Origin of the sequence: Mycobacterium sp. GA-2829, assembly GCF_001499965.1 — a bacterium.
Classification (GTDB): domain Bacteria; phylum Actinomycetota; class Actinomycetes; order Mycobacteriales; family Mycobacteriaceae; genus Mycobacterium.
The window spans coordinates 36,887-54,310 of the sequence record NZ_LQIT01000078.1; the positions used below are offsets into that span (position 1 = coordinate 36,887).

At 67.0% G+C, this 17,424-nt stretch carries 16 protein-coding genes; 8 read left to right on the plus strand and 8 right to left on the minus strand.

The features are described 5' to 3' along the window. Position 1: 1 nt before the first annotated feature. Positions 2-1,027 carry an alcohol dehydrogenase catalytic domain-containing protein gene (locus tag AU194_RS28990; protein WP_059092700.1) on the minus strand — a complete coding sequence of 342 codons (1,026 nt, stop codon included), beginning with the start codon at positions 1,025-1,027 and terminating at the stop codon, positions 2-4. Positions 1,028-1,086: 59 nt separating this feature from the next. After that, the gene (locus tag AU194_RS28995; protein ID WP_059092701.1) at positions 1,087-3,831 is read right to left on the minus strand and encodes an AAA family ATPase; all 2,745 of its coding nucleotides are present in this window, start codon (positions 3,829-3,831) and stop codon (positions 1,087-1,089) included. A 54-nt stretch (positions 3,832-3,885) separates the two neighbouring features. Here AU194_RS28995 and AU194_RS29000 point away from each other — a divergent pair, with 54 nt between their 5' ends. Then, positions 3,886-4,359, plus strand: a complete 474-nt coding sequence (locus AU194_RS29000; protein ID WP_059092813.1) for a helix-turn-helix domain-containing protein — start codon at positions 3,886-3,888, stop codon at positions 4,357-4,359. A 329-nt stretch (positions 4,360-4,688) separates the two neighbouring features. Here AU194_RS29000 and AU194_RS29005 read toward each other — a convergent pair whose 3' ends face one another. Next, positions 4,689-5,402: an SDR family oxidoreductase gene (locus tag AU194_RS29005; RefSeq protein ID WP_231743617.1), complete on the minus strand. Its 714-nt coding sequence runs from the start codon at positions 5,400-5,402 to the stop codon at positions 4,689-4,691. Between the two features lie 67 nt (positions 5,403-5,469). Beyond that, entirely contained in the window at positions 5,470-6,408 is a 939-nt protein-coding gene (locus AU194_RS29010) for an SDR family oxidoreductase (protein WP_059092703.1), read from the minus strand. A 118-nt stretch (positions 6,409-6,526) separates the two neighbouring features. Here AU194_RS29010 and AU194_RS29015 point away from each other — a divergent pair, with 118 nt between their 5' ends. Next, entirely contained in the window at positions 6,527-7,366 is an 840-nt protein-coding gene (locus AU194_RS29015; RefSeq protein WP_082698908.1) for a helix-turn-helix transcriptional regulator, read from the plus strand. Positions 7,367-8,786: 1,420 nt separating this feature from the next. Here AU194_RS29015 and AU194_RS29020 read toward each other — a convergent pair. After that, positions 8,787-9,326: a hypothetical protein gene (locus AU194_RS29020; protein WP_059092704.1), complete on the minus strand. Its 540-nt coding sequence runs from the start codon at positions 9,324-9,326 to the stop codon at positions 8,787-8,789. 61 nt (positions 9,327-9,387) lie between these two features. Then, a complete protein-coding gene (locus AU194_RS29025; RefSeq protein ID WP_059092815.1) occupies positions 9,388-10,689 on the minus strand; it encodes a TrpB-like pyridoxal phosphate-dependent enzyme in 1,302 nt (433 codons plus the stop codon). Between the two features lie 135 nt (positions 10,690-10,824). Between AU194_RS29025 and AU194_RS29030 the strand changes: the two genes are divergently transcribed. After that, on the plus strand, positions 10,825-11,247 hold the full coding sequence (locus tag AU194_RS29030) for a hypothetical protein (protein ID WP_059092705.1): 423 nt from the start codon (positions 10,825-10,827) through the stop codon (positions 11,245-11,247). A 266-nt stretch (positions 11,248-11,513) separates the two neighbouring features. Here the strand turns inward: AU194_RS29030 and AU194_RS29035 are convergent, their stop codons facing one another. After that, the gene (locus AU194_RS29035; protein ID WP_231743618.1) at positions 11,514-12,026 is read right to left on the minus strand and encodes a hypothetical protein; all 513 of its coding nucleotides are present in this window, start codon (positions 12,024-12,026) and stop codon (positions 11,514-11,516) included. 121 nt (positions 12,027-12,147) lie between these two features. Then, positions 12,148-12,768 carry a peroxidase-related enzyme gene (locus tag AU194_RS29040; protein WP_059092706.1) on the minus strand — a complete coding sequence of 207 codons (621 nt, stop codon included), beginning with the start codon at positions 12,766-12,768 and terminating at the stop codon, positions 12,148-12,150. Between the two features lie 127 nt (positions 12,769-12,895). Here AU194_RS29040 and AU194_RS29045 point away from each other — a divergent pair, with 127 nt between their 5' ends. The 5 genes from AU194_RS29045 to AU194_RS29065 are packed head-to-tail and all read left to right on the plus strand — an operon-like array spanning position 12,896 to position 17,423. Beyond that, entirely contained in the window at positions 12,896-13,855 is a 960-nt protein-coding gene (locus AU194_RS29045; RefSeq protein WP_059092707.1) for an ABC transporter substrate-binding protein, read from the plus strand. Beyond that, positions 13,852-14,721: an ABC transporter permease gene (locus AU194_RS29050; protein ID WP_059092816.1), complete on the plus strand. Its 870-nt coding sequence runs from the start codon at positions 13,852-13,854 to the stop codon at positions 14,719-14,721. The genes AU194_RS29045 and AU194_RS29050 overlap by 4 nt, the downstream gene beginning before the upstream one ends. Continuing rightward, entirely contained in the window at positions 14,718-15,458 is a 741-nt protein-coding gene (locus AU194_RS29055; protein ID WP_059092708.1) for an ABC transporter ATP-binding protein, read from the plus strand. The genes AU194_RS29050 and AU194_RS29055 overlap by 4 nt, the downstream gene beginning before the upstream one ends. Beyond that, complete coding sequence (locus tag AU194_RS29060) at positions 15,439-17,019, plus strand: FAD-binding protein (protein ID WP_059092709.1); 1,581 nt, start codon at positions 15,439-15,441, stop codon at positions 17,017-17,019. The genes AU194_RS29055 and AU194_RS29060 overlap by 20 nt, the downstream gene beginning before the upstream one ends. Next, positions 17,016-17,423 (plus strand): ferredoxin family protein, encoded by a 408-nt coding sequence (locus AU194_RS29065; RefSeq protein WP_059092710.1) that lies wholly within the window; start codon positions 17,016-17,018, stop codon positions 17,421-17,423. Before AU194_RS29060 ends, AU194_RS29065 begins: the two co-directional genes overlap by 4 nt. Position 17,424 lies beyond the last annotated feature (1 nt).

The window sequence follows — 17,424 nt, forward strand, 5'->3', positions numbered from 1 at the left end:
ATCATCGCGCCGCTGCGAAGTCGAGGACGATGCGGAAGCGCGCGCGCCCGGCCATCATTCGGTCGTAGGCGTGCGGTGCCTGGTCAAAGGCAACCGGCTCGATCATCGGGGCGATCTGATGCGCGAGGCTGAACGCGAGATTGTCCTCGTTATCGATGGCCGATCCGGTGAGGCTTCCAAGGATGCTGCGACCGCCGAAAATCAGATCGGTCGTATGAACCGGTACCGGGTCCGGTGATGCTCCGACGACGATCATTTTGCCCCGTGGCTGTAGTCCGGCCACCAGCCCGGCCATCGACGCGCCGCTGGCGGCGGTGGCGATGATCGCTGTCGCGCCGCCCAGCGCGGTCAGCGCTGCCGCGGGGTTTTCGGCGTCGCTGTCGATGTAGTGGTCGGCGCCCAAAGTCGTAGCGAGTCCGGCCTTCTGGGAGCCGCGGGCTATCGCGACGACGCGGTAGCCCATCTTCTTGGCATACTGCACACCCAGGTGGCCCAGACCGCCGATGCCCTGTATGGCCACGAGTGAGTTCACTGGCGCCGTGGCGGCGCGGAGGGCGTTGAATACGGTCACCCCGGCGCACAACAGAGGAGCGGCGGTCAGCGCATCGAAATCCCCCGGAACTCGTACCAGCGCAGAAGGTCTGGCGTAGACGATCTCGGCATACCCGCCGTCCGCAGTCGTCCCAGGCTGCGGTTGGTCGGTGCAGTTGACGAAGTCACCGCGGCGGCAGAAGTCGCACTGACCGCACTGCCCGCCGAGGAATCCCACCCCGACGCGGTCACCGGCCTGCCACCGGGTATCGACGCCGGCACCGATGGCATCGATCGTCCCGACCACCTCGTGGCCGGGCACGATCGGCTCCGTCGAATTTGCGCGCTGCCCTTCCACGGCCAGCGCATCGCTGTGGCATACCCCGCACGCCGCCGTCCGGATTCGCACGTGTCCCGGGGCGGGGTCCCGCAGTTCGCGGTCGACCAGGGAGAACTCGCGTTGTCCGGTGACCTGATAAGCCCGATATGTTGTCATGCGTCAATGCCATCAGCTCGACCGGCGTCGCGGCATAAGTACGATGACCACGAGTTCGGCTACTCGCCGACGGTGATGCCGGCGTTGATGTCGAGGGCATCTCGTAACTGGGCGCGGCGGGTGATGCCGAGCTTGGGGAAGATCTTGTACAGGTGCGCCGCGACGGTCCGATGTGAGATGTAGATCTGGTCGGCGATCTGGCGATTGGTCAGACCAGCGGCGGCGAGTCGTCCGATCTGCAGTTCCTGCGGCGAAAGTTTGGTCGCAAAGATGTCGTTCACCGACGCTGCGCCTGGCACTTGCACCCCGGCCGCGCGCAGTTCGCCCCGCGTGCGCTGCGCCCACGGCTGAGCGCCACGGTGCTCGAAAACCCGCAGAGCTGCGGCTAACTGGGTGCGTGCGTCAATGATGCGTCGCTGTCGACGGAGCCACTCGCCATAGGCCAACTGGGTGCGGGCGTACTCCAACGGCGCTTGGACCTCGGCTTCCTCGACGTCCAGGGCGGCGCGAAAGTGGTGCTCTGCGTGCTGATCCACACCCGCGATCAAGGCACGGCTGCGGTGTACCAGCATGACGACGTGTGGGGAGCCCAGTGCGCTTGCCTCGGTGTCGATCTCGTTGATCAAATGGCACATCACTCGGGTGTGGCCGCTGGATACGGCGGCTTCGGTGAGGTCGGCGATCGCCCAGCGACGGGAACTGCGGTCACGGTGCATCTGCGACAGTTCGGTGAAGGCACGCTCGTTGTCGTGTGTGGTCAGAGCAAGCAGGCCACTGGCCCAGGCCAGGTCGTCGATCCACAGTAGGGGAGTGTCGCTGGGCAGATGCTGTTGGGCTGTCGTCAGTGACTGCTGAGCGGATCTGGTATCCCCCTGCAAAGCCTGGATCCGTGCGAGGAGGGCGGCAGCGGCGCCCATGCTGAGCCCCAGATTCGCATCGGTGGCGATCCGGAATGCGTTGTGCGCGCTCACGGCGGCCTCGGTCAATTGTCCCGCGATGATCTGCGATCGCGCTGAGCCGCGCAGCGCCTCACACTCGATCGCGGGCGCGCCTGTTTGCCGGGCCACCCTGACGGAACCGTCCCAGCATGACTGCGCAGTCGCCAGATCAGAAGCCGATTCTGCTGCCAGCCCCATCGACATCAGCGCCGTCAAGTCATCACGCAGGGCGTCCTGCAACAATGCAGCGCGACAACGGAATTGGCGGGCATACTTGGTATCTTCGATGGTCGCCAACGCGACCTCGACTGCCGGGTGATCCAGGTGCTCGAGTTGATGCAGGCGCTCGGCCAGCAGGTCACGGTCACCTTCGTCGAGTCCGTGCATCCGGCACTGCGCTGCCGCGGCGGCGAGCAGGCGGATACGCGTGTCCGAATCGCCGTCGCTTCCGAACTGATCTGCCAGCGTCACCAGTTCCTTTACCGTCGGCGCAGTCACGGCGGTCGTGACGGCGAGGGTGAAGCGCGCGAACGAGAGATCGAACTGGTGCCGGAGATCAGTGGCCAATGGCTCGGCCTCGTCAAGGGTGTCCATCGCCTCTGCGGTCAGCCCCGCCCGACACGCGGGTTCAATGGCACTGACGAGCCGCCGGATGCGATCATTCGCTGACGGCGACAGCGCCGCAGCACGCCGCCATGCGCGTGCGGCTTCGGCATTGGCGCCACGGCGTTGCGCCGCGTGGGCCGCGGTTTCGAGGCCGGCGGCGACCGCCTCGTCAGGTCCGTAGACCGCCGCCGAGCGGTGCCAGGCCGCTCTCATCGCATCGCTGGTCGCTTCGGCCAGCGCGCGGTGGAAGGCCGAACGTTGGGTCAGCGGAGTCACCCGGTATGCCACGGACCGGACCAGGGGATGGCGCACATGGAGCGATCCGGCAAAGACCTTGATCAGCCCGCTCCGCTCGAGTGGGTCCAGATCGGCATCCGACAGACCGACGCGTCGCGCTGCGTCGGCAAGTTCGGCCATTGCAGTATCACCGCCGGCGGCGATCAGACCCAGCATCCGGCGGCTGGGTTCTGGAACGCCATCCAGTTGTTCCAGGAAAGCGCGTTCGATGCGTCGCGTCGTCGGCAGGGGGGTCGGCGACGGGGCAGCCTGTTCCTCGCCACCGGCCAACAGTGCCTTCGTGAGTTCTGCGATGGCCAGCGGATTTCCCGCAGCTTCAGTCAGGACGCGCCGTTGGGTCAGTTCGCTGAGCCCATGCCCGTCGACGCCGGACAGCGCCTCCTTCATCAGGACGCGCGACGTTGCGATATCTAGGGCGTCCAACTGAAGGTGCGGCAGCGACGCAAGTTGTAACGTTTCCCCGTCGATGCGGGGCCTTGTGGCGCACAGCATCATCACCGGCGAGTTCGCAATGCGGCGCCCGACAAAGGTCAGGACGTGCAGCGAGGAGTCGTCGAGCCACTGCGCGTCGTCGATCACGAGCAGAACCGGTCGAGCGGCAGCGGCTTCCTCGATCAACCCGAGCGTCGCCACGCCGATGAGCAGCGGGTTGGGCATCGCGGCTTCGGCGAGGCCGAGCGCCGCCAGAAGGGCCGTCCGCTGGTGCACTGGTAACGCATCGACGCAACTGAGGATCGGGTGCGCCAGTTCGTGCAGACCCGCGTAGCCCACGGCGGCCTGCGACTGCACCCCGGCACACGACAAAACGGTGAACCCCTGACGCTTCGCCCACGCTGTGACCGTCGTCAGGAGTGTGGTCTTCCCGATCCCGGGCTCGCCTTCAACGACCAGCGCGCATCCGCGGTCCGCGACCCCCGTGGCGGCAGCGATGATCGCGTCGAGCTCGATGTCGCGGCCGATCACCTGGCGAGGGTATCACCCTGGGTTGGATGCGCCAACTCAGGTTAGTATGTGGTGATGCGCACTGATCCGTGGTCCGACGATCCCTGCCCTATTGCGCGCGCCATGGCGGTCATAGGGCAGCGGTGGTCGGTGCTGATCATTCGCGAGGCGTTCCTGGGAAGAACTCGATTCTCGGAGTTCAAGGAACAGTTGGGAATCGCCTCTGATGTCCTCACTGCCCGACTGGCTGAACTCGTGTCGGCCGGCGTGCTGGAGACCGTGGAGTACCGCGAGCCCGGGGACCGTACTCGCAGCCGCTACGAGTTGACACAATCCGGTCGCGACTTGGTGGTGGTCCTGGGAGCGATCGGGCAGTGGGGCTACAAGCACGCAGACCGAAGCAAGGGCACGCCGTATCGTTTCGTCGACGGTGATGGTGAGCCGGTCATCGCGGGTTTCCGGCGACGTGACGGTGCCGCCGCGGGCAGCGCCGATGTCCGCCTAGTTTGCATCGCTGATCCGAACTCGCAGCGAGACACCCGGATCTAGCTGCCGCACCGCGCCGTGTCGTGCCGCCTCAAGCCAGCAAGTGCCGACGCCGCGTACGTAGCTGGCGCAGCAGCCGATACGGATCCGCACCGCTAGGACGGTAACCGGAAGATATTGCAACGCAGCGGAAAACGACAGCAGAGTGGCGGTCGGCATGCGGCCAGGGCATTGATTTATCCGGCGTAGTCCATTTCTGCATATTCATCTGTCGAAGCGTGCTGAACGATCGCCAATTACCCGCGGGATCTCACCCGGCTCCTGCATGCGCAGGAACCGCTCGTGTTCGACCGCGGTGGGGGTGGCCCTTCCTGCGACTCCTGGCCGGACCCTCACCACGGGTAGGTGTCGCCGGTGTCGCCGACGAATTGCGCTGTCGGTCCGTCGTCGCCGATCATTGCCATCTCGACCGCTACCGTGGCCCCTTGCGCCGGATCGCCCGCACCGGGGGTCGGTAAGCCCCCGTTCAGGCCTGTCGCGCGGTAACCCGGGCACACGGCGTTGACTTTCACGCCAGCGTCGCGCAACTCGTTGGCATACAACACGGTCAGAGCGTTCAACGCTGCTTTAGAGGCTTGATACGCAGCCTGATTGCGCTTGGTCACTTCGATGCTCGGATCGGCCATCAACGCGATCGATCCCATCGCGCTCGAGACATTGACAATCCGTGCCGAACGCGACCTGCGTAGCAGCGGCAGAAAGGCATTCGTGACGGCGGCGACGCCGAAGACGTTGGTGTCGAATGTCCGCCGCAGATCCGAGGTGGTCATCGTGGATGCCGGATCGAGTCCGCTGGTGATGGCTGCGTTGTTGACAAGAATGTCGAGGCGGTCGTCGACCTCGGCAACGTGATTGGCCGCAGTGCGCACTGATGCCGGGTCGGTGACGTCGAGTTCGATGACGTCCACATCGAGACCCTGTCGGGTCAACGTCTGAGCGGCCGCTCGACCTTGCTGCACATCGCGGGCGGCCAAATAGACTTTCGCGTCACGATGAGCGAGCTGATCGACGATGTGCAGGCCGATGCCTCTGTTGGCTCCAGTCACCAGAGCCAGTATGGGTGCTGAGTTCACATATCCACGTTGTCCGGACCGGTGAGCGGTGGCGGTGGACTCATGCGAACCTCACATGAGTCAGTTCTTGGGATACCGCCCATAAGCGCGCCGCGTTGTCCTCGTCGCACAGCGGCTTCCAGCGTCTCTGTTCACCAGGCGGCCCCCCGACGCTTCCCAGCCACCGGGGTCCGTAGAACCCGGCGTCCTTCGCTTGCGCTGATGCCGCGGCCGTCAGCGCCGGAAGCCCTGCGGTGTCGACCGTTCCCACGAGCAGGCGCCGCGCCGAAAGCCAGCGGATCACCTTTACGCCGGTGGTGTCCTCGGCCCGCCCTACCTCTTGGCGCGCCGCAAGGAGGCTGGTCGGGGCGACACCGGGATGGGCGATGTTGCTGGTGATGCCCCACCCTGCGGCCAAGCTGCGTCGGCTGAGCTCAAGACCGAAAAGCCCCACCGCGATCTTGGATTGCCGGTACGCGCGCATCCCGTCGTATGCGTGCTGCCATTGCAGATCGTTCCAGTTGATAGCGCCGCTGCGTGCGGCGATGCTGGTCTGCGACGTCACCCGCGCGCGGCCGGCCTTTAACAGTGGCAACAGATGCCCGACCAGTGCGAAGTGGCCGAGGTGGTTGGTGCCGAATTGCAGCTCGAACCCGTCAGTTGTGGTCTGCCTATCCGGTGGCGTCATCACACCTGCGTTGTTGATGAGCAAGTGAATAGGCGCCGCCTGGGCTCTCAGCTTTTCCCCGAGGGCCGCCACCGAAGCCAGCGACGACAGGTCCAATTGCTCGAGTGACAGTTTCGCTTCTGGATGCTGCTCGCGAATCTTCTCGATCGCCGCCTCACCCTTGCGTCGGTTTCGCACCGGCATGACGACCTCTGCGCCTGCGCTGGCAAGCGCGGCCGCGATACCGAGTCCCACGCCGTCGCTGGCTCCGGTGACCACTGCCCGTTTGCCGCCCAGATCGGGGATGGTGATGTTGTACTGTTTTTTGGGCATGTGCCCACTCCTGTTCGACTTGCAGTGCCCTCTGACGAAAGGCTGTCGCACGGCCAGGTCGGTATCCAGGACTTAGCGATCCGTGGCTAAGCGGTACGTCAGGCGGCAAGATGCGTACATGATCGACCGCGTAGGGCTAGCCGACTTCCTTCGCCATCGCCGTGAGTCGCTGCAGCCGGGCGACGTCGGGCTACCCGACGGACAACGCCGCCGGACCGCCGGTCTGCGCCGCGAAGAGGTGGCTGCGCTGTGCCACATGTCGACGGACTACTACTCCCGCTTAGAACAGCAGCGAGGCCCGCAACCGTCCGAGCAGATGCTGGCTTCCATCGCGCAGGGGCTGCATCTTTCCCGCGACGAGCGTGATCACCTCTTTCGCCTTGCCGGACATCGGCCGCCGACCCGAGGATCGGGCACCGATTACATCAGCCCTGGGATGCTGCGTATCTTCGACAGGCTGACCGACACCCCGGCCGAAATCGTCACTGAATTGGGGGAGACGCTGCGACAGACGCCGCTCAGTGTCGCGCTCGTCGGGGACCTGACCCGTCACGCCGGAGATGCGAGAAGCATCGGCTACCGATGGTTCACCGATCCGTCTGCGCGTACCCTGCACCCGCCCGAGGATCATGACTTCTACTCACGAATGTATGTGTCAGGGCTTCGAGCAGTACTCGCGTTGCGCGGACCCGACTCGACAGCCGCTCGACTGGTCACGCAACTGACGGCACTCAGCGATGAGTTCCGAACCTTCTGGGACAGGCAGGAAGTCGGCATCAAGCCGCGCGACGTCAAGCGCTACCAGCATCCCGGCGTGGGGTTGTTGGAACTCAATTGTCAGATCCTGTTGGACCCGGAAGAATCGCACAACCTCTTGGTGTACACAGCAGTACCAGGCAGCGAGAGCTACGACAAGCTTGCGCTGATGTCGGTGACCGGCTCGGCTCCGTCGCCATGACACGGCAGGGCAGCGGAACTCACGGGCCGACTTTCGATCAACCTGGCGGTACGAGTTTCGCCCCCTGGACTGGATATCCAGCTGATCGACTCGGTCGAGTAACGGTTGTCAGATCTTGGAGTTATCAAGCGGCAGAACATCGGCGATGAGACGCTTCGGCTCTGGCTTGAAGCCAACAGGATGTCAGCTCAGATTTTGACCTACAGCAGTGGTTTGCGTACATCCATGCAGTCTGGGACGAATGGCACCGACCGCGGCTAGCGCCCGCATACTCGCGGCAGCTCGGGACAGAGCTCTTGAAGAACGACATCGAGAGTGCATTCATGGGTGAGCTGTACAACATCCGAAACGACGTTATTTACAACAAATCTCGGGTCAAAGAGAGTGCTCGAAACACCATCCTTGATCGGAGCACGAGTGACGGTGCGGTGGCCATGACAACCGATTTTGTTGCACAACACACCGTGGTTCACCGAGAATGCCAGCGGTTCCGACGGGGAATTCCTGCACAATCGGTTACATCCTGGCTGTGTCCCCGGTGCTGTGGCGGCGCAGGCACAGGCATTAGCGGCCGGTTCACGCCCTGGGTGGTAGTGGTGGCCCTAGGGCCTCCGCGCAATATGCAGTCCACCTGACATAATGTGGCTTATCGGTAGTTAGGTGACCTGCGGAGAGTGGCCGGGATGGCGTGCGCAACTCGTTCCTGCAGGTCTGCCGCTGTTCTGGACGATGCATCCGCGCGCCGCTCCCGGCTGGGTCCAGTCGTTTCGGTTGGCGCCAGCGCTGCCGCCGTCGCCCGTACCGGCTGAGGCCGACTCAGCCGGCCTGGCTACTCATCGCCGACGCGGCCATGGGCATGGGCTGCCGGATGCGCCGGCGGTTGACACCCTCCGTTCCGGCTGTCGTCGATGGGCTCCCGCGGCCCAATACGTCACTGTGACAAATTCGACCGCGCCCGCTTGGGAACTCGATCGCTCTGAGCCGCCGAGGTATCCCGCACGCCGCCCGGTCTCTGTGTCGTACGGCGGCCGAGTACTGGCGGCCAATTGCTAACTGGTGGTCGCGGTCCCCCGACGCGCCTCCGCGCTGGCCCTGCCGCGCGAGTCCAAAACGTCACTGTGACAAAGTCGACCGCGCCCGCTTGGGAACCCGATCGCTCTGAGCCGCCGAGGTATCCCGCACGCCGCCCGGTCTCTGTGTCGTACGGCGGCCGAGTACTGGCGGCTGATTGCTAACCGGCGGTCGCGGTCTGACCGGGTAAATCGTGTCGCGATCCCCCGACGCGCCTCCACGCTGGCCCTGCCGCGCGAGTCCAAAACGTCACTGTGACAAAATCTGAGCGCATGGGCGGGACCCAATGGCGTCGCGCCACAACGGCTTTCGGCAACGCCGACTCAGGCTGAGGCCTTACGGCGAAGAGCTACTTCCGATCAGGACGATGCGGACCCGCGGACGGTGGCGGCCAGGTGATCGTGGCGCCGCTCTCGCGAACACCCCACTTGCGCTTCGAGGGCTGCCGCATGTCCGGGTGCGAATCCGTCACCGGGGTGATCGCCACCGAAACCCACACCGCCGTGAGCGTCGCCGCGGCCACCGCGGCCACAGCGGTCGAAACCGTCAGCAGCGCATCCGCCGAGCTGGTACGTGACCACCAGAACGCGCCGACGCCGGCTACGGTCGACAGCCCGGACAGGTACGCCGCCGCGACGGACCACCGAAACCGGAGACGCCGCAGGGCGGCGACCGAACAGACCGCTGCGCCGACACCCAGCGCGGACGTGGCCAGCGGTAAACCCCCGCCGACGGCCCATGTCGTCACCCCGGCCGCCATCAACACCGCGGCGGCCACCCAGGCCACGCGTCGTCTCCACGGCGGCAGATGGATGTCGTCGAGCACCCGGTGTTCGATCTGCCTGAGGGTCGCATCGATCGACTGACCGCGGGACCGCAGACGGAACACAGGGGCTCACCTCCTCAAGAACTGCCTGGCTCGAGGATAGTCGCGCCCGCAAACCGCCTGCTCAGAGCTTGCCGTTGAGATACTCCGCGTAGGCCGGCAGATCGAGCTGGCCGTGCCCGGACAGCCCGATCACCACGACCTGCTCCCGCGGGTCGTCGGCGACATGCTTGGCCGCGGCTGCGATGGCGTGCGTCGCCTCCGGCGCCGGCACGATGCCCTGCGTCCGCGCGAACTGCACTCCGGCGGCGAATGCGTCGCGCTGCGAGATCGCCACGCCTTCGACCAGTCCGAGTTCCACAGTGTGGCTCAGCGCCGGTGCCATGCCGTGGTAGCGCAGTCCGCCGGCGTGAATCGGGTCGGGCACGAAATCCATACCCAGCGTGTGCATCTTGAGCAGCGGGGTCAGCCCGGCCACGTCGCCGTGGTCGTAGCGGTACTCACCCTCGGTGATCGACGGGCATGCGGACGGCTCGGCTGCCACGATCCGCGGGTTCGACCGGCCGTGGATCTTCTCCCGCAGGAACGGGAACGACAGCCCAGCGAGGTTGGAACCGCCTCCGGCGCAACCGAATACGACGTCGGCACCGTCAGCTTCCACCAACGCCAGCTGCGCGACGGCCTCCTGGCCGATGACGGTCTGGTGCAGCACCACATGGTTGAGCACGCTGCCCAGTGCGTAGCGGACCTCCGGGTCGGCCGCGGCGACCTCGACGGCCTCGCTGACCGCCATGCCCAGGCTGCCGGTGGTGTTCGGATCCTTGGCCAGGATGGCGCGGCCCGACTCGGTGAGCGTCGACGGGCTGGAGTGCACCGTGCCGCCGTAGGTCCGCATCAGATGCCCGCGATACGGCTTGGACTCGTAGGAGGCGCGGACCTGCCACACCTCGACCTCCAGGCCGAATTGGGCCCCGGCGAACGACAGCGCACTTCCCCACTGCCCGGCGCCGGTCTCGGTGGTCAGCTTCCGCACACCGTCGATGGAGTTGTAGTAGGCCTGCGCGACCGCCGAGTTGGTCTTGTGGCTGCCGACCGGGCTGACACCCTCGTACTTGACGTAGATGTGGGCGCCCGTATTCAGCGCCTGCTCGAAGCGGCGGGCGCGGATCAGCGGAGACGGACGCCACATCGCGTAGATCTCCCGCACCTCCTGCGGGATCTCGATGTAGGTCTCGGTGGCCACCTCCTGCGCGATCAACCCGCTGGCGAACAGCGGCGCGAGGTCGTCCGGGCCGACCGGTTCCTTGGTCCCGGGGTGCAGGTGCGGCGGGATGGGTTCGGAGAGCTCGGCCGCCAGGTTGTACCAGTGCGTCGGCACCTCGACGGTGACGAGGTCCGGATGGGTGGCGTCGAGCTGTTCCGTCATGCCGGACACCCTAACGCCCGCGTTCACGGGGCTGAAATGCTGTTCAGAGCGACTTCGGCAAGGCGCCCAGTCGGCCGAGCCGACGGCGCGGACGATTCCCCAGACCCACGCCGCACGCCGCCTTACTGTCTGACCATGACCGATGTCGACCGCGCGAAGGATTCTCTTCTCGCCGCGCTGACGAAGGCGCGCATCCCCGCCGAAAACCATGTCTTCATTCGACGCATGGTCGATGCGGTCGGCGTCTGCGAGTATCGCGCCGTCGCTCGGGCGGACAACCCGTACGTCATCGCTCGGCGAACCGACGGCTCGGCTGATCTGCACATCCATTACGGGTACACGAACGGCTTCCGGTCCGAGGACGAGATCAATCGATTCATCGGCGGCTCCGCCGGACGTGCCCCCAGCTCACGCAAAGGCACCTGGTACGTGGAACATCCAACGAACCGGGTGCGTCCGGCCGGTAGTGAACGCTTACGCGACACCCGTCGCGAAGCCGGCTTCTGTGGCTGCGGCATGCTGTTGTCCCTGACCGGCGCGTGCGGCAGCTGCGATTAGCAGCTGTCCCCCACTTCTCCGCACGATCACTGCGAATCTTCACGGATTCGCCTCTGATGCTCTGCCCGCAACACGTTCCGTGTGAACTTGCTATCGCCGTTCGTCGATCCAGGTAACCGTTACCGGGTATCCCGGCGCCTCGATCGACTCGGCGCACTCACAGCGTCGCCAGAACGTACCGTCCCACGCGTCGTCGTACCAGCGGATCATCATCGAACACTGCCGCCCATGGCTGCACAGTCCCTCCGCGCACTTACGGCACTCGATCATGTCCCACTCCCCGGTGATGTCGTCGCGTGATCGCCGATCACGACACCGACTCCAGGATGGCCTACCGCGCCCAGCGCGTCGAGGTCCCGACTACCACGTGCCGTCGGTGACCACCTTGGCTGATGTCCGCCCAGTTCGATCACCGTCTTCGGATCGACGGGTACGAACGGAACCTCCTCAGTGCCAGTCATTTTCCTGACGGTGGCAACCTTGGACAGGATCGTCGACGGTGCGAGGCCCCGCGCATCGACGTCGTAGTAGTCGAACCACGGGAGTCCGGCGTCCCGGTCTACCGGCGTCGAGGGCGGAACCTCACCCGTGATGGCAGTCCACTGCGCGGCCGAACACAGGTGCACGAAGACCCGACGGGCATCGCCCTCGTCGTAATCGGCGAGCGCGCGATCGTCGGCGTACACCTCCTGCCGCATCCGCCCGCCCGCGCCCAGTCCCATGCTCGCCGACGGCGCGGCGAGCGGGCCGCCGTCGGAGGCCAGGTCCTCGCAGCACATGGGGCGCAATTCCTGCGCGGCGCGCCACTTTGCAAGCGCCTGCTCGGTCAGACCGACGGCCCGCGTTGCACCCCGCCGTGGGTTTCTTCCCCGGTGACCTGTCCCTCCACGGTGGCACCGGTCAGTGCTGCGGGACGCCCGTGTATTCCGGGTTCGGCGGGACCGACAGCGCGATGCCGATCCGGTTGGTCACCCCGATGAACGCCGCGATCGAGATTCCTTCGAGAATCAGGTGATCGTCGAGTCCCAGTCCGCGTAACCGGTCGAAGTCCTCGTCGCGCAGCGACTGTGGATCGTTGTTCACCGCGATCGCCAGGTCCGCGAGGGCGTGTTCCCGGTCGGTCAGCTCGGCGACCTGATGGTGGTCGATCGCCACCCGCTGTCCGAACGACCAGTCCCCCGCAACCTTGCCGAGCTTGTTCGCGTGGTTGGTATGGCAGTAAGCGCACCGGTTCTCACCCGATACGACGGTCGCGATCACCTCGCGTTCGCGCGCGGTCAGCCCTTCGCGGCCGTCGGTGCCCAGCAGCGGCAGCAGGTATCCGTTGAGCCGCCCCAGGTCGTCTTCGTTCAGCGACAGCGCGCGGAACCAGTTGGACGTCAGGCCCTCCTCGCGCTGTTGCCGCGTGAAGAACCCCTTCACCGCGGGGTTCTGCAGATCGTCGACCTCGGGAACCCGCAGGCGTGAGATCCGGGTGGGTGTCAGGTCGGTGGTGTCGGGGCGTTCGGCGGTTGTGGTCATGGGCGTCACTGTGCGGCCGCCGGCCGGTCCCGCCAATGTTTTTGCCACCGCAGACTTTAACTTCGACCTTCCGGTCACAGTGATCCGAACTGTCGCCTCGCCGGTCGCCGACGCTTCTACTGGGCCCATGCGTCGCCACCTCGTCCGCACCGCCCTCACCCTCGCCGTCCTCGCCTCCGCGGTCGCCTGCAGCAGCAGCGACGACGGCTCGGATGGGTACACCCTGCGCATCGGCGCCACGTCCCCGACCGGGACCCCGGCCGGCTCCCTCGGCTGGGGTGACAAACAGGGCATCCTCGCCGAGCAACTCGAGAACGCCGGCGTCGACAACATCGAATACTCCTACTTCCAATCCGGCAGCGACGTCGCGTCGGCGCTGTTCGCCGGCGCGATCGATGTCGCCGCCATCGGCGACAACCCCGCCCTGCGCGCCCGCAGCAGGGACCCCAAAGTGGTTCTGCTGGCGCTCGATTCCATCAGCAGCGATGCCTGGCTGGTGGGCGCCAAGGGCGGCCCGACCGACATCGGAGCACTGGTCGGCAAGAACGTCACCGCCCCGCAGGGCACCATCCGGGACCGGGCCGCCAAGCAGCTGATCGACGCGGCCGGGCTCACCGGCAAGATCCAGGTCCGGGATGTGCCCACCCCGGAATCGATCGCCGGCCTCAGCTCCGGCCAGATCGACGCCACCGTGGTGACCGGGGCCAGCGCGATCGAGTTGCAACGCAAGGGCTTTCCGATCATCGACAGCCTGTCCCGCCATGGTCTGGGCAGCACCGGCACCAACATCGCGCTGTCAACGTTCACCGACGCGCACCCCGGCTTCGCCGACACCTGGCGTCAGGCGGTGACCGCGGTCAACACCGACATCACCGAGAACTTCGACGACTACACCGCGTGGGTGGCCGAGACCGACGGCACCGACCTCGAATTCGTCAAGGAGTCGACGAAGGCCGAGGAGTTCAACACCGAACCGTTCCCCGCGAAGGGCGTCGACCAACTCGAGTCGGCCTACGACTTCCTCAACGCCGACGGCTCGCTGGAGAGTCAGTACTCGGTGCGCGAGTGGGCCGGAGCGACCTCGTGACCGCCGTCGTCGCCGCGGTACGCCCCGGCGTATCCGCACCCGAACTGATCGACGTCGTCGCCGGACACCACCGCCGGCGCAGCGTGTGGGCGCGGATCCCGCGCTCAGTCCGCCGGATGATGAGCCCGGTGCTGATCCTGGCGGCGTGGGCGATCGGCTCGGCGACCGGGCTGCTCAACGCCGACCTCTTCCCGCCGCCGGCACACGTGGCGAGCACGGCATGGCGGCTGCTCGCCGACGGGCAACTCGCGCTGCACGTCGGGGCGTCGGCCACCCGCGTGCTCACCGGCACGGTGCTCGGCATCGCCCTCGGTGTGGCGCTGGCGGTGCTCGCGGGCCTCACCCGCACCGGCGAGGACCTGCTCGACTGGACGATGCAGATCCTCAAAGCCGTCCCGAATTTCGCGCTCACCCCGCTGCTCATCATCTGGATGGGCATCGGCGAGGGCCCCAAGATCGTGCTCATCACGCTCGGCGTGGCGATCGCCATCTACATCAACACCTACTCCGGCATCCGCGGCGTCGACCAACAGCTCGTGGAGATGGCCCAGACCCTCGAGGCGCGCCGCTCCACCCTGATCACCCAGGTGATCCTGCCCGGCGCCATGCCGAACTTCCTCGTCGGCCTGCGCCTCGGGCTGTCCAGCGCCTGGTTGAGTCTGATCTTCGCCGAGATGATCAACACCACCGAGGGCATCGGCTTCCTGATGTCCCGTGCGCAGACGAACCTGCAGTTCGACATCTCGCTGCTGGTGATCGTCATCTACGCGGTGGCCGGGTTGGCGTCCTACGCGCTGGTGCGCCTCCTCGAGCGGCTGCTGCTGTCCTGGCGCAACGGGTTCACCGGTTTCGAGGGCCCCGCGTGAGCGCACCGGTGGTCGCCGTCCGCGACCTGCGCCGCGCCTTCGGGACACAGCAGGTTCTCGACGAACTCGACCTCGACATCGCCGACGGCGAGTTCGTCGCGATGCTGGGCCGATCCGGATCGGGCAAGAGCACGCTGCTGCGGATCCTGGCGGGCCTCGACCACCAGGCCGAGGGGTCGGTCGTGGTACCCCGGTCCCGTGCGGTGGTGTTCCAGAACCCGCGTCTGCTGCCGTGGCGTCGGGCGTTGGCCAACGTGACGTTCGCGCTGCGTGGCGCGGGACCCGACACCCCGACCCGCACCGCCCGCGGGCAGGCCGCCCTCGACGAGGTCGGGCTGGCGGATAAGGCGCGGGCATGGCCGCTGTCGCTGTCCGGCGGTGAGGCACAACGGGTTTCGCTGGCCCGTGCGCTGGTGCGCGAACCCGACCTGCTGCTGCTCGACGAACCTTTCGGCGCGCTCGACGCGCTCACGCGGCTCAAAATGTACCGCCTGCTGCACGACCTCTGGGCCCGCAGGCGGATGGCGGTCCTGCACGTCACCCACGACGTCGACGAGGCGATTCTGCTGGCCGACCGTGTCGTCGTCCTGTCCGAGGGCCGCGTGTCGCTGGACCGCCGCGTCGAACTACCGTTCCCGCGCAGCCGCGGTGACGACGGCTTCGACGACCTGCGCCGTGCGCTGCTCGCCGAACTCGGTGTCCGGGAGGAGGTCGGACATGACCGATCACCGCACTGACGTGCTGGTGATCGGCGGCGGTCCGGCCGCCACCTGGGCGGCGATCGCCGCCGCCGAGAGCGGCAGCCGGGTGACGTTGGTGGACAAGGGTTACTGCGGTACCAGCGGGGCCACCGCCGCGGGCGGCAACAACCTGTGGTTGATCCCGCCGGGTCCGCGACGGGCCGAGTCGGTCAGGGAGCGGGAGGCCGCGGCCGGTGGCCTGACCGACGCCGACTGGATGCTGCGGGTGTTGTCGACCGCGTGGGACCGCGTCGACCAGCTCGCGCAGTGGGGCTATCCGTTCCCGGTCGGTGACGACGGCAGACAGTTGCGCAGCAGCCTGCAGGGGCCGGAGTACATGCGCCGGATGCGCCGCAAGGCCCACCGCAGCGGCGTCCACATCCTCGACCACCACCCGGCCACGGCGCTCACCGCCGATTCGGACGGAATCGTCAACGGCGCCAGCGGAATCGCGCGGCAGGACGGCGGGCGGCCGTGGCGCATCGCCGCGGGTGCGGTGGTTCTGGCGACCGGCGGCACCGCGTTCCTCTCCGGCACGTTCGGCACCAACGTCGACACCGGCGACGGGCTTTTGATGGCCGCCGAGCTGGGCGCCGACCTGTCCGGCATGGAGTTCTGCACCGCCTACGCGCTGGCGCCGGAATGGGGCACCCACACCAAAGGCCGCATGCTGCAGTGGGCCAGCTTCTACGACGAACACGGCAGACCCTTCCCCACCGAACGCGGGCTCGGCGGACGCAAGGACGCCCAGTGGGCGCTCGCCCACGGGCAGCGGGTGTTCGCCCGGCTCGACCGCGCCCCGGAGCACATCCGCCAGACCATGCGCGAGGCGCAGCCCAACTACTTCCTGCCGCTCGACAAGGCGGGTATCGACCCGTTCGTCACCGCCTATCCGGTCCGGATGGTCTACGAGGGTTCGGTGCGCGGCACCGGCGGGCTGCGGCTCACCGGACCGGATTGCGCCACCTCGGTTCCCGGGCTGTACGCCGCCGGCGACGCTGCGACCCGGGAACTCGTCACCGGTGCGATCAGCGGCGGCGGCAGCCACAACGGATCGTGGGCGATCGCTTCGGGCACCTTCGCCGGGCGTGGTGCCGCCGAGTTCAGCCGTCGGCACAGGCCGGGCAACCTCGCCGAACACCACCACGTGGCGCTGCGGCCGGGCCCGCGCGACGCGCCGACCGTCGACGAGGTGGTGCGCACCGCCCAGCAGCACGTCCTGCCGCCGCTGCGCAGCCACCTCAAGTCGCACGCGCGACTCGTCGAGTCGGCGCAGGCACTCGACGATCTGTGGCGCGACATCGCCGGCGGACTGGCCCCGGTGCCCGTGCGCGAGGCCTACAAATCGCGGCAGGCTGCCGCCATGGTCGCCACCGCACGGTGGATCACCGCGTCGTCGCTGGCGCGCACCGAGACCAGGGGGTTGCACCGCCGCGAGGACCTGCCGGCCATCGATCGCCGGTTGGGACACCGCATCCTGGTGGGCGGACTCGACACCGTGTCGACCGCAGCCGATCCGGTTGCCCCACAGCGTCTTTCCACCGAGGCCGTCGCATGATCGAGATCGTCGACACCGCCACCTGCATCGCCTGCGACGTATGCGTGAAGGTCTGCCCCACCGATGTGTTCGACCGGGGCGCAGACGGCGTGCCGGTGATCGCCCGACAGTCGGACTGCCAGACCTGCTTCATGTGCGAGGCGTACTGCCCCGTCGACGCGCTCTACGTCGCCCCGGTGTCGACACCGGTCGGCCCGGACAGTCCGCATGCCGACCTCGACGAAGTGCGCCGCGCCGGGCTGTTCGGCGGGTACCGCGAGATGGTCGGCTGGGGCCGCGGACGCACCGCGGGCGCACTGCGGGACCGTAACCCACTCCTCAAAGCCGTTCCACCGCTGCAGGATTCGCGGCTTCCGGCACCCGCGCCGCTGGTGGACGAGCCGTGGAGTCACCCGGACGGGTGAG

What these genes read in the sequence shown, in the direction of transcription:
- AU194_RS28990 (WP_059092700.1), bottom strand. Translation starts at nt 1,027, where the DNA reads ATGACAACATATCGGGCTTATCAGGTCACCGGACAACGCGAGTTCTCC.
- AU194_RS29000 (WP_059092813.1), top strand. Translation starts at nt 3,886, where the DNA reads ATGCGCACTGATCCGTGGTCCGACGATCCCTGCCCTATTGCGCGCGCC.
- AU194_RS29010 (WP_059092703.1), bottom strand. Translation starts at nt 6,408, where the DNA reads ATGCCCAAAAAACAGTACAACATCACCATCCCCGATCTGGGCGGCAAA.
- AU194_RS29015 (WP_082698908.1), top strand. Translation starts at nt 6,527, where the DNA reads ATGATCGACCGCGTAGGGCTAGCCGACTTCCTTCGCCATCGCCGTGAG.
- AU194_RS29025 (WP_059092815.1), bottom strand. Translation starts at nt 10,689, where the DNA reads ATGACGGAACAGCTCGACGCCACCCATCCGGACCTCGTCACCGTCGAG.
- AU194_RS29030 (WP_059092705.1), top strand. Translation starts at nt 10,825, where the DNA reads ATGACCGATGTCGACCGCGCGAAGGATTCTCTTCTCGCCGCGCTGACG.
- AU194_RS29035 (WP_231743618.1), bottom strand. Translation starts at nt 12,026, where the DNA reads ATGTGCTGCGAGGACCTGGCCTCCGACGGCGGCCCGCTCGCCGCGCCG.
- AU194_RS29040 (WP_059092706.1), bottom strand. Translation starts at nt 12,768, where the DNA reads ATGACCACAACCGCCGAACGCCCCGACACCACCGACCTGACACCCACC.
- AU194_RS29045 (WP_059092707.1), top strand. Translation starts at nt 12,896, where the DNA reads ATGCGTCGCCACCTCGTCCGCACCGCCCTCACCCTCGCCGTCCTCGCC.
- AU194_RS29060 (WP_059092709.1), top strand. Translation starts at nt 15,439, where the DNA reads ATGACCGATCACCGCACTGACGTGCTGGTGATCGGCGGCGGTCCGGCC.
- AU194_RS29065 (WP_059092710.1), top strand. Translation starts at nt 17,016, where the DNA reads ATGATCGAGATCGTCGACACCGCCACCTGCATCGCCTGCGACGTATGC.